Here is a 13,113-nt window from a genome sequence, read left to right on the forward strand (position 1 = left end):
GGCATTTCTCGAGCCCATCGACTGACCGGGAGAAGATCAGTGCGCAAGTTGTGGTCCACCGGAGCGATCGTGAGCGGAGTGCTGCTTCTCGGAGCCCCGCCCGCCTGGGCCGACGACAGCCCCGCAGCGCCCCCCGCCAACGCCGAGCAGGCCACCGGCCTCCTCCCCGCCGCCGACGTGCTCCGCACCGTGCCCGGCGCGGGCCGGCCCCTGCTCGGCGGTCTCGGCGGCGCGCTCCCGGTGGTCGCCCACCGGGACGGCCTCCCGCTCGCCGGCCAGCCGTTCGCCGGCATGCCGCCCGGCGGTCTGCCCACGCGGGCCATGCCGGACGACGGTGCCATGCCCGCGCAGCTCACGGCCGACGATGGCGTCGTCCCGGCCCTCTCGGCCGCCAGCACCCCGGCGGACCCGCCGATCCCGTCGGGCTCGCCGTTCCTGTCCGACCCGCTGGCTCCCGCGGTCTCCGGGCTCCCCGACGCCCCCGCGGTCCCGGGGCTCCCCGAGGTGCCCACGTCCGCTCCGACCATCGCCCCGACCGCCGGCATCGCGTCGGTCTCCGCACCGCCCCCGTCCGGCGCGCCGGACCGGCTCGCGCCCGCGCCGTCACCGTCGACCACGCCCGCCGCCTCCGCTCCCGCACCGGGCTTCGCCGCCACCCCCTCGTCGCCGGCCACCCCCTCCACGCCGGCCACGCCGTCCACTTCCGCGCCCGCGTTCGCGGCCAAGCCCGCGACACCCGCCAAGCAGGCCACGCCTGTCAAGCCGGCCAAGCCGGGGCTCGCCGCCGACCAGAAGCCGAAGGCGAGGACCCTGCCGGCGCTCGACGACCCCCGTCTGCTCGAGGAGCCGGTCGACGGATTCGTCAACCGCGAGAAGTGGAAGCGATAACCGCAGCGGTTCACCGGCGCGGAGCGTGCGCCCATCAGGCGGGCACTCCGCACGGTCCGGCCGGAGAATCGGGGGATGCAGACATTCCTCCCGTTCCCCGGTTTTCTGGACAGCGCGCGGGTCCTCGATCCGAAACGGCTCGGCAAGCAGCGGGTCGAGGCGATCCAGGTGCTGCGCGGTCTGATCCAGCCGGGGTACGGCTGGCGGCATCACCCGGCGGTCAAGATGTGGCACGGCTACGAGGAGGGCCTGGTCCGCTACGGGCTCGACATGTGCGCGGTGTGGGTCGCCGGGGGCAATGCGGACACCTGCGCGACCACATTGGTCACCGATCTGCGGGCCAGGACCGACCTCACGGAGGTACGGGACCAGGCCGCCCTCGCCGCGACCGGTGACCTGCCGCCGTGGCTCGGCGACCCGGACCTGCACCGCAGCCACCGGTCGGCGCTGATCCGCAAGGACGCCGCCTTCTACCGTCCCGTCTTCGGCCCCGACGTCCCCGACGATCTGCCCTACGTCTGGCCGCCCTCGGACCGCCCCGCCTGAACACCGGTGTAGGGCTCTCAGCGGTCCTGCACCGCCGTGGGGACCCACGGAGTACCACACCGGGGTCCGCACGCCCATCGAAGCACTTGGAGATCGTCGGTAGCGTGTGCGCATGCGCCCGCGGTCGGATCTCGCGATTGCCCCGGTCTATCTGCTCGCCATGCTGGCCTTCACCGCCATGGTCGTGCCGGTGGCCACCACCTGGGTTCGCGCCGACGTCGATGCGATCCCCGGCGTCCTCATCGTGTTCGGCATGGTCATGGTGATGCGCTTCATCGCGATGGAGTCCACGCGCCGGCCACGGATCGTCCCGCTGGTCGCGGCCGGCCTCGTCAACGCCGTCCTGATGATCTTCGTGGCGATGTCGGTGCCGGTCTGGCTGCTGGACGGCGGTCGTGGCCTGGAGCTGCGCGCCACGGTGGTCGAGGTGTACGACGGAAGCAGCAACCCGCCCTCGTATGACCTCGCCGTCGACGGCGTGCCGATCCCCGGGCGGCTCGACGACTGGCCCGGCGACGGCACGGGTGTCGTCGGCGACGAGGTGACGGTGGTGCAGGACCGTCGAGGGTTGACCGACCCGCGGCTACCGGAGCAGTTCGCGGAGGATCTGGAGGGCGACCCACGGCCAATGATCCTGCCGACTCTCGCGATCCTGACCGCCCTGTGTCTCGCCGCCGTCTGGCCGACCCGCTCGCGCACGACGGTCGAAGCGCCGTAGGAGCGCAGGGACACGAACGCCTCAGTGGACACCCGCGGGACGCGATCGCCGGAGGGCCGTGAGGGAGCGGTCGGTATGGCGGCCGGAGGACCGTGCCGGACCGCCTCGGCCCGGCGGTCGCGCTGTCGGCCGGGACGGACGGCTCGCGTCGCGGGGTGGCCACGGGACGCGCGGTCTGCGGTCGAGGAGGGCGTGCGGCGTACCGAACAGCGGTTTCAGTCTTTTGTCAGATCCCAGCTGAGGAGAGTGAACGTCATCTCCTCGTCGGCGCCGGCCCGGCGATAGGTGGCCAGGGCCGCCTTGTTGTCGGACTCGGCGGCCACCCACATGCCGTAGCAGCCGCTCTTGCGGGCGATCGCGGCCAGCGCGTCGACGAGCGCGGTGCCGACGCCCTGCAGTCGCGCGACCGGAGCGACGCCGAGCTCGTAGATCAGCATCTCGGTGCCCTTGTCCGGATGAGTCGTCTCGACGCCGGTGATCATGCCGACCGGACGGTCCGCGTCGTCGTAGGCGAGCAGCAGGTGATGGGTCGGCTCGGTGAGGAACCGGCGGGTCACCGAGTCGATGGGCGGCGCGTCGAAGAGGTCGGCCGCACGATGGACGTCGGCCTCGGCGGTTATTCGTTCGATGCGCATGACGCCACGATAGCCACGGCCGAATCACGACTCAGCACCTGTTTGCCGACCGGCGACCGGCCGGTCGCCGGACTGATCGTCGATGCCCCGCTCGGTACCATGACGAGCCGGTACGGCGGATGAGGGGCGGCGACATGGCGGGTCAGGGGGACGAGACGCAGCCACGCTTCTCGCCGGGCGTCTCCGAGGCGGCCACACCGACACCCACTCCGGCGACCGTGCCGGAGAGCCCGGTCTACGCCGAGCCGGTCGACCCGTGGGCCACAGCCGAGGCCGCCGCGATCGCCGCGGGCGGGCAGCCCGGCGGCTACACACCACACCCGCATCCGGAGGGCACCTGGACCGTCCCGGGCGCCACCGAGCCGACCGTCGAGAAGCGGTCCCGCCGCAGGCTCGCGATGATCGTCGGCGGGGCGGTCGCCGTCGTGACGGTGATCGCGACCGCCGCCGCGGCCTTCCTGCTCTGGCCCAAGTTCCCGGCACTCGACTACCACTCGCTGCGTGAGGTCGAGCGGATCACGCCGGGCACCGCGTTCACGTCGACGTTCGCCGACAGCGAGGTGTACGGGGAGCGGGCGTTCTTCGCGGGCGTCACCGAGGCCGGCGCCCTGCACACGCTGGCCGCGGACACCGGGACCGGCGAGGTGCTCTGGGAGAACGACAACGCGGGCCGGGCGTACACCTGGAAGTGGATGTACGCCCGGGAGAAGGTCGTGGTCCTCCACTCCGGCGTCGACCCCACCACCAGCCGGAGCCGGGTGGTGGCGCTGAGCAGCGAGGACGGCAAGCTGATCTGGGACGAGGAGATCGGCTCCTCCGACGAGCTGTACCTCGCCTCGGACGTCGCGCTCTGGGTGAACCGGGAGGCTAAGAAGCTGACCGGTCTCGACCTGTCCGACGGGACGGTCGAGTGGTCGGTCGACGACCCCGACGCGACCACGCTGCATCTGGTCACCGGCATCGGGGATCTCACCGGGCCGGCCGGTTCGGGCGGGCGGCCGTTCACCCCGGCCGGGGGCGAGAAGCAACGGTTCGTGCAGATCGACGCCGACCGTACGGTGACGGTCCGCGACGTGCGCACCGGCGACGTCCTGCAGCAACGCGCCGAGGTGGCCTCGACCAGCGACAAGGTCGCGGCCCACGACGGCCGGCTGTACGTGGTGGAGCCCGGCACCACCAAGCGCGTGTTCGAGTACGACCTGGCCAAGCTGGCGGAGACGCAACCGGTCACCCTGTACACGGCCGGGGACTCGGAGGACGTCGATCAGCTCACCCCGTGCGGCGACCTGCTGTGTCTCGTCGTGTCGACCGGCTACGACGGGAAGGGCGACGTGGTCCGGGCGCTCGGCGGCGAGGGCGCGTGGGAGAAGGCCGTCGCCGGGGTGGAGGACCTGGTGGCGGTCGGCAGCAACGGTCTGCTGGCGGTCGGCGACGAGGGCACCACGCTGTTCGTCGGCGGCAAGGAGGCGTGGTATCGACTCGGCGTCACGGTGCGACTGGACGCCCGTAACGTCCTGACCTTCTCCGGCGGCCTGACCAGCTCGGTCAGCGACCGTGAGCTGTCCGGCACCCACCTCGGCGAGGAGTCGGTGAACCTCGGGGTGCTGTCCGAGGTCCGGCCCGACTCCTGCTCGTGGAACACGTCGGTGATCGCGTGCGTGGCGGAGAAGGACTACGTCATCCAGTCGTTCGCCTGATCCACGGATACGAGAAAGGCGGCCCCCTCGCGTGAGGGGGCCGCCTTTCCGCTGATCAGCTTGCGATGCGGTGGCCGGTGCCCGCGTTGAAGAGGTGTAGCGCACTGGTCTGCGGACGGATGTAGATCGTCTCGCCCATGTGCGGCATGTAGCGGCGCTCGGTCCGGACCACGAACCGCTCCGAGCCACCCGGCAGGTCGGAGTGGCCGTAGACGTTGGCGTCCGAGCCGAGGTCCTCGACCAGGTCGACGACGATCGGCAGAGCGTCGGCCGACTCGCTGACGACCTCGGCGGCCTCGGGGCGGAAGCCGACGGTGACCTTGCCCTCGCCGGCCTCGCTGGCCGCGGCCACCTGCTCACGGGTGAGCGGGACGTTCAGAGCACCGAAGTTGGCGCCGATCTCGGTCAGCGGGACGGTCTTGATGTTCATGGCCGGGGAGCCCATGAAGCCGGCGACGAAGACGTTGCCGGGGGTGTCGTAGAGCGCCCGAGGGGTGTCCACCTGCTGCAGCACGCCGTCCAGCATGACCGCGACCCGGTGACCCATGGTCATGGCCTCGACCTGGTCGTGGGTGACGTAGACGGTGGTGACGCCCAGCTTGGCCTGCAGCGAGGCGATCTGCGAGCGGGTCTGCACACGGAGCTTGGCGTCGAGGTTCGACAGCGGCTCGTCCATGAGGAACACCTGCGGCTGACGCACGATCGCGCGGCCCATGGCGACACGCTGACGCTGACCACCGGAGAGCGCCTTCGGCTTACGCGACAGGTACTCCTCGAGCTGGAGCAGCGCCGCGGCCTCCTTGACGGCCTTGTCGATCTCGGCCTTCGGGGTCTTGCGCAGCTTCAGGGCGAACGCCATGTTCTCGTACACCGTCATGTGCGGGTAGAGAGCGTAGTTCTGGAACACCATCGCGATGTCCCGCGACTTCGGCGGGAGGTGCGTGACGTCCTTGTCGTTGATCAGGATGCGGCCGCGGTCCACGTCCTCCAGGCCGGCGAGCATGCGCAGGCTGGTGGACTTGCCACAACCGGAGGGGCCGACCAGAACGAGGAACTCTCCGTCGCCGATCTCGAGGTTCAGCTCGTTGACCGCGGGGCGCTCGGTGCCCGGGTAGATCCGGGAGGCCTTGTCATAGGTAACGGTAGCCATGGTGAAGCGACTTCCTTTCCACCGGCAGGAACGTGCCGGACGATCCGAGTAGAAGGAACAGCCTCGCCACCGTATTTGTTTTCTTCCGACCTGCCAAGATGGCGCCCGCATCACAGGACGTTATGCTGATGCGCACACGCCCCTGTAGCTCAGATGGCCAGAGCACCCGTCTTGTAAACGGGAGGTCGTCGGTTCGATCCCGACCGGGGGCTCCAAAAGGGCCTCACCTGCGAGGGGCCTCGTCCGCGGCGCGCCGTCAGAACGGCGCGGGTCCGCTCCCCGTCAACGACATCAGCAGCTGCGTGGCGAGAAGCTTGCGCATGCCGGTGACCGAGACCGTCCCCACACGGTCGTAGGGCAGCTCCAACTGCAGCCCTTCGCCCGCGTTGCGCAGGTCCGTCGTGATCTCGTCGGGCCGGAACGTGCCGCCCCAGCCGCTGATCCCTCCGCGCTGGTTGGTGCTGAGGGAGACCATGCCGGAGATGCAGGCGCCGTCGACCAGGGTCAGCTTCGCCGGACCGGAGTAGGTGGTTGTCATAGCCATGCCCTTCGGGGTGTCGCGCGGTGTGCCCAGGTGCGGTGGCGCAGCCGACGCCGGAAACGCCGAACGGCGGCCCGCTTGATCAGGCGGGCCGCCATTCGCGGAGTGTGGATCAGAGCGGGCGGATGTTGGCCGCCTGCGGGCCCTTCTGACCCTGGGTGACCTCGAACTCCACCTTCTGGTTCTCCTCGAGGCTGCGGTAGCCGCTCGTGGAGATGGCGGAGAAGTGGGCGAAGACGTCAGCGCTGCCGTCGTCCGGGGCGATGAAGCCGAAGCCCTTGTCAGCGTTGAACCACTTAACGGTGCCAGTAACCATGTCTGCTCCTCGCAGGCCGTCGGAGCCCGCACGGTGCGAGCCCCTTACGCCGCCGCGTTGATTACCCGCGTCGAAACGACACGAAAACGAAAAGCGCCTCAACGGGTCTCAGATAACCCCATCAGGCGCTAAGAAACGTCTACGGAAATCAAAACTGCAACCCCATCAAGGTACCACCTCTTCCGCCGTGGGGCCGCCACCCTGGCGAGTGGGGCAGATCACGCGCCGAACCTCACCCGTCCGGAGCCCCCGCCGACCGCCGGCCCGCCGTGACCGAGGCACCCCGCCGACCGCCGGCCGCCGGTCGGCGGAGACGGCCCGGCGACCGCCACCCGGCGTCCACCGCGCCCGCCGACCGGCGGGGGTATTTCATTTTTCCGCGCTGAAATCGGCGTCGAAAACAACAGATCCGCAAACAATGAGAACGTGCGGAAAAGACATCCGCCCCACCCTTCACCGACGACGTGACTCATGTATGTTCGGTAATGCCTGCAGGGAGACACGATCCTTTCTGCACGGCCATCCATCACGTCGCGGGAGATCCCCGGATATTCATGGAAGGGACACCGAAAGAATGCGTTCCATCACACGTGGCGCCGTCGTGGCCGCCGCCGTCGCGACCGTGCTCACCCCGGCCGCGGCCCAGGCCGCGACCGGGCCGGACACGACCGGGCTCATGGGCACCTACGGCTTCGGCCGCGCCGACGTCATCGGCGAGGCCGGGTTGCGCTCCGGCGTCTGGTCCGCCTACGCCGTACGCTCGGGATACGCCGGTGACGACCTGATCGTCAGCTACCCCGCGCGCACCACGCCACTGGCCACCGAGACCACCGTCTACACCGCCGCCTTCAACGAGGTGGCCGACCCGCAGGCCGAGTGCCGCAAGGTCGGCGCGGCCGGTGTCGCGAAGCGGGCGTGGGTCTCGTTCCGATGCCGGACCGGATTCGTGCCGAGTTACACGCTGCTCGTGCGCTGACCTTTCGCGCGCCTTTTCTTCATTTCATTCGTTGATGTCTCGACGCACGCCCTCGACACGATTGAGGACTATTTCATGAATTCTGTCATCAGCCGTACTCTCATTGTTCTCGGCGGCGCCGGAGCGGCGGTCGCAATGGCCGCGACGCCGGCTCTCGCCGTCGACAACACCTTTGATCTGGCCGCCGGAAAAGCGAGCGCCTACGGCACCTATGACCGGATGATGAGCATCCCGGAGCGCCCGGTTCCGCCGGTCGCGGTCAGCGGCACCCTGGCGATGAACGGCCGCAACCGGTGCGCCGTCGTGCAGATCGCCTACAACGGCCCGGCCGACGGCATCGAGTGGCGCACCCTGAACCATCTGTGCGGGCCCGGGAAGACGAACTTCGCGACACGCTCCGAGTTCCTGTGGGGCGGTGGCCGGCCCGAGCTGCGCCTGTGCACCGGCGTCACGGTGACGCGCGCCGAGCAGGGCCGCAACTGCGACGTCTTCACGCCCGCGGCCGACCTCTGAGTCGCTGCTCTACCGCTGCCCGGAAAGAACGCGGGCGGCGGTAGAGCCCGGCCCATCATCGATCCCGTCTCCGCTCGTTGATCTTGTGTGAACCTCTTCCTGATAGCCGCATTGACCACGGCACTCAGTCTGCCCACCCCCGCACCGGCGCCGGCGCCCACCTCGGAGTGGACCCAGACCGGGTACGGCCCGGGGCTGACCTTCTACAACCCGTACGAGCGGACGCTGACCCCGTCCACGGTCGGCTCGATCAAGCAGCGCTGGGAGATCCCCACCCACGGCGCGCCGGAGTGCGAGGTCGGGCGTGAGCCGCTGGCCGGTTACGGGCACATCTACACCAGCGATCGGGGCGGGATCGGCGCGTACGACCCGGCGACCGGCGCCCGCCGCTGGCATGTGGCCCTGGAGCGCCGTGGCGTCACCCGGATGGCCCTGGCCGAGGGCATCCTCACCGCCCTCACCTACGCCTGTGACAACCAGCACAGTTTTTTGGGGGCGTACCGCGCGAGCAACGGGACCCGACTCTGGGAGATCCCGCTCAGCGCACCCACCCAGGACATGATCGTGGACCGGGGCGTGGTCGTGGTGGACAGCCGACCCGACTTCGAGACGTCGACCGTCGCGCACCGGCTGGCCACCGGCGCCCGGCTGTGGAAGCTCTTCGGCACCCGCGGCGACGGCCTGTTGTCGGCGCAGGGGCGGATCCTGTTGCGCACCGAGGGCGAAGGGTCCCGGGCGATCGACGTCAAGACCGGGGCGACGATCTGGAAGACCCCGGAGGACTGGTACGCCGTGGGCAGCAACCCGAGCGGATCACGGTTCTACATCGGCGGCCGCAACGGCGGTCTCACCGCGGTCGACTCGGCCAACGGCAACAAGGCCTGGGAGTCGGCCTGGCCGGCGCCCTCGGTGACCGCCGACGACACCCGCGTCTACGTCCCGCGGAACCGTAGCGTCGTCTGCCTGGACGCCGAGAACGGCCGGAAGCTCTGGTCGGTGCATCTGCCGGACGGGGTGGGACAGCCGGTCCGGGCCGGTGCGCTGCTCTTCAGCCCGTCCGGCATGGGGGCGGGACTGTCGATCGCCGACGCGGCGACCGGGCGGGAGCTGAAGGGCGGCATGCCGAGCAGTCAGAACTACCCACCGACGGTGGCAGGCGGCCGCCTCTTCCTCACGGATGGCAACCGCCTGCGCGCGTATTACTGAATCAGGCCTGGCGGCGGCGGCTCACCTCGGCCAGAGTGACCGCTGCCGCCACGCTGGCGTTCAGCGACTCCACGTCGGAGGCCATCGGGATGCTCACCCGCAGGTCGCAGGTCTCGCCGACCAGGCGGGACAGGCCGCGACCCTCGGAGCCGACGACCACGATCAGCGGGCCGATCGCGGCCTCCAACTCGTAGAGGCCGGTCTCGCCGTCGGCGTCCAGGCCGATCGCGGTGAAGCCCGCCTTCTGTGCCGACTTGATGGCCCGGGTCAGGTTGACCACCTGGGAGACCGGGACACGGGCGGCCGCACCGGCGCTGGTGCGCCAGGCGGTCGCGGTGATGCCGGCGGCCCGGCGCTCGGTCATGAAGACGCCGTGCCCGCCGAACGCGGCCACCGACCGGATCACCGCGCCCACGTTGCGCGGGTCGGTGATGCCGTCCAGCGCGACCAGCAGCGGAGCGGTCTGCTCCAGCGCGGCGTTGACCAGGTCGTCGAAGTCCTCGTACGCGAACGGCGGCACCTGGAGCCCGATGCCCTGGTGCAGCACGCCGCCGGTCATCCGGTCCAGCTCGTTGCGGCTGATCTCCAGGATCGGGATGCCCCGGTCACCGGAGGTGCGGACGATCTCGGTCACCCGGTCGTCGATGTCGATGCCCTGCGCCACGTAGAGCGCGGTGGCCGGGACCAGCGCCCGCAGCGCCTCGACCACCGGGTTGCGGCCTAGCAGCAGCTCGGGACCCTCTTTGGTGGGGTTGGACCGGCGGCCCGGTGCGACCCGGGGACCGCGCGGACCGGCGCCGCGCACACCGCCGCGGGCCGTCTGAGTGCGGGTGAGACCGGAGGCACGGCCACCGCCACGCCCCCAGGTGGTGTCCTTGGTGCCGGGCATGCCGATCTTGGGCGCGCGGCCCTCGGCGGCCGCGGCCCTGCGCTCCTTGTCCTGCTTGCGCGCCGTCTTCTCGGGCAGCTTCTCGGTGCCGGAGTAGCCCTTGTGCCAGGGACGCTCGTCGGCGGGCAGGGTCTTCCCCCGGCCCTTGAGCCCGGCGCGGTTCTTACCGCCCGAACCGGCCGCTGCGCCCTTCTTCGAGGTGGTGCGTTTGCTCGCGTTGAACGAGTTGCCCGCCATCAGTGTTGTTCTCCTACCGTCCATCGCGGCCCGGCCGGAGTGTCCTCCACCTGAATACCCGCGTTCTTGAGCTGGTCGCGCACCGAATCGGCGGCCGCCCAGTCCTTACGTGCGCGGGCCTGGGCCCGCTGTTCCAATGCCAGGGCGACAAGCGAGTCGACCACCGGCTTCAGGTCGTTGCCGGCCTCACTGCCGGCCCACTTCTCGTCGAAGGGGTCGAGGCCGAGCACGCCCAGCATGGCCCGGACCGCGGTCAGCGCGCCCCGGATGCCGGCCTCGTCGCCGGCGGCCAGCGCGGTGTTGCCCTCGCGCACGGTGTCGTGCACGATCGCCAGCGCCGCCGACGTGTTCAGATCGTCGTTCATCGCGTCGGCGAAAGCGGGCGGCACCTGCTTGGGCCGGCCCGGCCCGACGATCTCGGCGGCCCGCTGCACGAAGCCCTCGACCCGCCGGTACGCGACGGCGGCCTCACGCAGCGCCTCGTCGGAGTAGTCGATCCGGGAGCGGTAGTGCGGGCTGCCCAGGTAGTAGCGCAGCTCGACCGGACGGATCCCGGACCCGACGAGCGAGGCCAGGTCGATCACGTTGCCCAGCGACTTGCTCATCTTGGAGTCACCCAGGTTGAGCAGGGCGTGGTGCACCCAGTAGCGGGAGAAGCCGAGACCGGCCGCCTTGGACTGGGCCACCTCGTTCTCGTGGTGCGGGAACGTCAGGTCCAGGCCGCCGCCGTGGATGTCGAACTCGTCGCCGAGGTAGCGCCGGGCCATCGCCGAGCACTCGATGTGCCAGCCGGGACGGCCTTTGCCCCACGGTGACGGCCAATACGCGTCGCGCGGCTCGTCCGCCTTGACACCCTTCCACAGGGCGAAGTCGCGGTGGTCACGCTTGTCGCGCACCGGGGCGTCACCGGCGTCGCGCATGTCCTCCGGCTTCTGACCGGAGAGCGCGCCGTACTCCCGATACGACAGCACGTCGAAGTAGACGTCGGCGCAGTCACCATCGGCCGCATAGGCGTGCCCGCGGTCGATCAGCTCCTGGATCAGCTCGTGCATCTCGGTGATGTGCCCGGTGGCCAGCGGCTCGTAGGTGGGCGGCAGCACGTTGAGCGCGGTGTAGTCACGGTCCAGGTGGAGACGGTTCTCGTAGGCGATGGCCCAGAACGGCCGGCCCTGCTCGCCCGCCTTCTGCAGGATCTTGTCGTCCACGTCGGTGACGTTGCGGACGAACGTGACCTCCAGGCCGGTGTGCATCAGCCATCGGCGCAGCACGTCGTAGTTGACGGCGGAGCGAAGGTGGCCGATGTGGGGCGAGGACTGCACGGTGACACCACACAGGTAGATCCCCACCTGACCGGGCGTCATCGGGACGAAGTCCCGGACCGATCGGGTCGCGGTGTCGTACAGGCGTAGAGTCACCGTACAAGGGTACCGGCCTGCTCTCAGGGTCGCGTCATCCGGAGCACGTCGAGCGTCTCGTCCAGCTGAGCCTCGGTCAGCGTGCCGTTGCCGACGTGCCCACGCTCGATCACGACCTCACGGATCGTCCGGCCGGTGGCCAGCGCCTGCTTCGCGATCGCGGCCGCCTCGTCGTAACCCAGGAAACGGTTGAGCGGGGTGACGATCGACGGCGACCCCTCCGCATACGCCCGGGTGACCTCCTCGTCCGCCTCGATGCCGTCGATGCAGCGGTCGGCGAAGAGGCGGGCCACCGCGGACAGCAGCCGGATCGACTCCAGCACGTTGCGGGCCATCACCGGCAGCATCACGTTGAGCTCGAAGTCGCCCTGGGTGCCGGCGAAGGCGACCGTCGCGTCGTTGCCGATGACCTGGGCCGCGACCTGGCGGACCGCCTCCGGCACCACCGGGTTCACCTTTCCCGGCATGATCGACGAGCCGGGCTGCAGGTCGGGCAGGCGCAGCTCACGCAGACCGGCCCGCGGCCCGGAGCCCATCCAGCGGATGTCGTTGGCGATCTTGTAGAGGCCGGCGGCGATGACCCGGAGCTGGCCGGAGGCCTCGACCAGCGCGTCACGGGCGCCCTGCGCCTCGAAGTGGTCGCGGGCCTCGGTCAGTGGCAGGCCGGTCTCCTCGGCGAGCAGACGGATCACCGCCGGGGCGAACCCGGGTGGCGTGTTGACGCCGGTGCCGACCGCGGTGCCGCCCAGCGGCAGCTCACCCAGGCGGGGCAGGGTGTCCCGGAGCCGCTCGACGCCGTTGGTGACCTGCCGTGCGTACCCCGAGAACTCCTGGCCCAGAGTGACCGGAGTGGCGTCCATGAGGTGCGTGCGACCGCTCTTGACGACGGTCTTGAAGGCCTCGGCCTTCGCGCTCAGCGCCACCGCCAGGTGGCCGAGCGCCGGGATCAGGTCGGCGCTGACCGCCTCGGTCGCGGCCAGGTGGATCGAGGACGGGAAGACGTCGTTGGACGACTGCGAGGCGTTGACGTGGTCGTTCGGATGCACGGGACGGCCCAGATCACGGCTGGCCAGGGTGGCGATGACCTCGTTGGCGTTCATGTTCGACGAGGTGCCGGAGCCGGTCTGGAAGACGTCCACCGGGAACTGGTCGTCGTAGCCGCCGTCGGCCACGTGCGCGGCGGCCGTCGCGATCGACTCGGCCAGGTCCTTCTCCAGCACGCCGAGGTTCGCGTTGACCCGGGCGGCGGCCCCCTTGATCCGGGCCAGCGCCCGGATGTGGGACGGCTCCAGCCCACGGCCGGAGATCGGGAAGTTCTCCACCGCCCGCTGCGTCTGCGCGCGCCACAGCGCGGCGGCCGGCACCCGCACCTCGCCCATCGTGTCG

Annotated in this window: 14 protein-coding genes and 1 tRNA gene; 8 read left to right on the forward strand and 7 right to left on the reverse strand. The window is 70.4% G+C overall.

The annotated features are described in order from the left end of the window. The first annotated feature begins 39 nt into the window (after positions 1–39). The 3 genes from ACQPZW_RS46870 (at position 40) to ACQPZW_RS46880 (ending at position 2,152) form a co-directional block, all read left to right on the forward strand. Positions 40–888, forward strand: coding sequence for a hypothetical protein (locus tag ACQPZW_RS46870; protein WP_433792436.1), 849 nt, complete (start codon positions 40–42; stop codon positions 886–888). 75 nt (positions 889–963) lie between these two features. Beyond that, entirely contained in the window at positions 964–1,434 is a 471-nt protein-coding gene (locus ACQPZW_RS46875) for an MSMEG_6728 family protein (protein ID WP_433792437.1), read from the forward strand. Between the two features lie 112 nt (positions 1,435–1,546). Further along, the gene (locus ACQPZW_RS46880; protein WP_433792438.1) at positions 1,547–2,152 is read left to right on the forward strand and encodes a hypothetical protein; all 606 of its coding nucleotides are present in this window, start codon (positions 1,547–1,549) and stop codon (positions 2,150–2,152) included. Positions 2,153–2,367: 215 nt separating this feature from the next. On the opposite strand, the gene ACQPZW_RS46885 is transcribed toward ACQPZW_RS46880, so the two are convergent. Beyond that, complete coding sequence (locus ACQPZW_RS46885) at positions 2,368–2,787, reverse strand: GNAT family N-acetyltransferase (RefSeq protein ID WP_433792439.1); 420 nt, start codon at positions 2,785–2,787, stop codon at positions 2,368–2,370. 134 nt (positions 2,788–2,921) lie between these two features. Here ACQPZW_RS46885 and ACQPZW_RS46890 point away from each other — a divergent pair, with 134 nt between their 5' ends. Next, complete coding sequence (locus ACQPZW_RS46890; RefSeq protein WP_433792440.1) at positions 2,922–4,484, forward strand: PQQ-binding-like beta-propeller repeat protein; 1,563 nt, start codon at positions 2,922–2,924, stop codon at positions 4,482–4,484. Positions 4,485–4,539: 55 nt separating this feature from the next. Here the strand turns inward: ACQPZW_RS46890 and ACQPZW_RS46895 are convergent, their stop codons facing one another. Then, the gene (locus tag ACQPZW_RS46895) at positions 4,540–5,634 is read right to left on the reverse strand and encodes an ABC transporter ATP-binding protein (protein ID WP_433792441.1); all 1,095 of its coding nucleotides are present in this window, start codon (positions 5,632–5,634) and stop codon (positions 4,540–4,542) included. A 138-nt stretch (positions 5,635–5,772) separates the two neighbouring features. Between ACQPZW_RS46895 and ACQPZW_RS46900 the strand changes: the two genes are divergently transcribed. Then, positions 5,773–5,849, forward strand: a tRNA-Thr gene (locus ACQPZW_RS46900). 41 nt (positions 5,850–5,890) lie between these two features. Here ACQPZW_RS46900 and ACQPZW_RS46905 read toward each other — a convergent pair. Continuing rightward, positions 5,891–6,172 carry a hypothetical protein gene (locus ACQPZW_RS46905; protein WP_433792442.1) on the reverse strand — a complete coding sequence of 94 codons (282 nt, stop codon included), beginning with the start codon at positions 6,170–6,172 and terminating at the stop codon, positions 5,891–5,893. Positions 6,173–6,287: 115 nt separating this feature from the next. After that, positions 6,288–6,491 (reverse strand): transcription antiterminator/RNA stability regulator CspE, encoded by a 204-nt coding sequence (gene cspE / locus ACQPZW_RS46910; protein ID WP_433792443.1) that lies wholly within the window; start codon positions 6,489–6,491, stop codon positions 6,288–6,290. 574 nt (positions 6,492–7,065) lie between these two features. Here cspE and ACQPZW_RS46915 point away from each other — a divergent pair. From ACQPZW_RS46915 to ACQPZW_RS46925, 3 genes are all read left to right on the forward strand, one after another. After that, entirely contained in the window at positions 7,066–7,467 is a 402-nt protein-coding gene (locus ACQPZW_RS46915; RefSeq protein WP_433792444.1) for a hypothetical protein, read from the forward strand. Positions 7,468–7,542: 75 nt separating this feature from the next. Further along, a complete protein-coding gene (locus tag ACQPZW_RS46920) occupies positions 7,543–7,980 on the forward strand; it encodes a hypothetical protein (protein WP_433792445.1) in 438 nt (145 codons plus the stop codon). 87 nt (positions 7,981–8,067) lie between these two features. Then, positions 8,068–9,186, forward strand: a complete 1,119-nt coding sequence (locus tag ACQPZW_RS46925) for a PQQ-binding-like beta-propeller repeat protein (protein ID WP_433792446.1) — start codon at positions 8,068–8,070, stop codon at positions 9,184–9,186. A 1-nt stretch (position 9,187) separates the two neighbouring features. Here ACQPZW_RS46925 and rlmB read toward each other — a convergent pair whose 3' ends face one another. The 3 genes from rlmB to ACQPZW_RS46940 are packed head-to-tail and all read right to left on the reverse strand — an operon-like array spanning position 9,188 to position 13,106. Further along, positions 9,188–10,312, reverse strand: a complete 1,125-nt coding sequence (rlmB, locus tag ACQPZW_RS46930) for a 23S rRNA (guanosine(2251)-2'-O)-methyltransferase RlmB (RefSeq protein WP_433792447.1) — start codon at positions 10,310–10,312, stop codon at positions 9,188–9,190. Next, positions 10,312–11,727: a cysteine--tRNA ligase gene (gene cysS / locus ACQPZW_RS46935; protein WP_433792448.1), complete on the reverse strand. Its 1,416-nt coding sequence runs from the start codon at positions 11,725–11,727 to the stop codon at positions 10,312–10,314. The genes rlmB and cysS overlap by 1 nt, the downstream gene beginning before the upstream one ends. A gap of 23 nt (positions 11,728–11,750) precedes the next feature. Further along, positions 11,751–13,106, reverse strand: a complete 1,356-nt coding sequence (locus tag ACQPZW_RS46940) for a class II fumarate hydratase (RefSeq protein ID WP_433797850.1) — start codon at positions 13,104–13,106, stop codon at positions 11,751–11,753. Positions 13,107–13,113: the final 7 nt, after the last annotated feature.

Source organism: Actinoplanes sp. CA-252034, assembly GCF_050956125.1.
GTDB lineage: Bacteria > Actinomycetota > Actinomycetes > Mycobacteriales > Micromonosporaceae > Actinoplanes.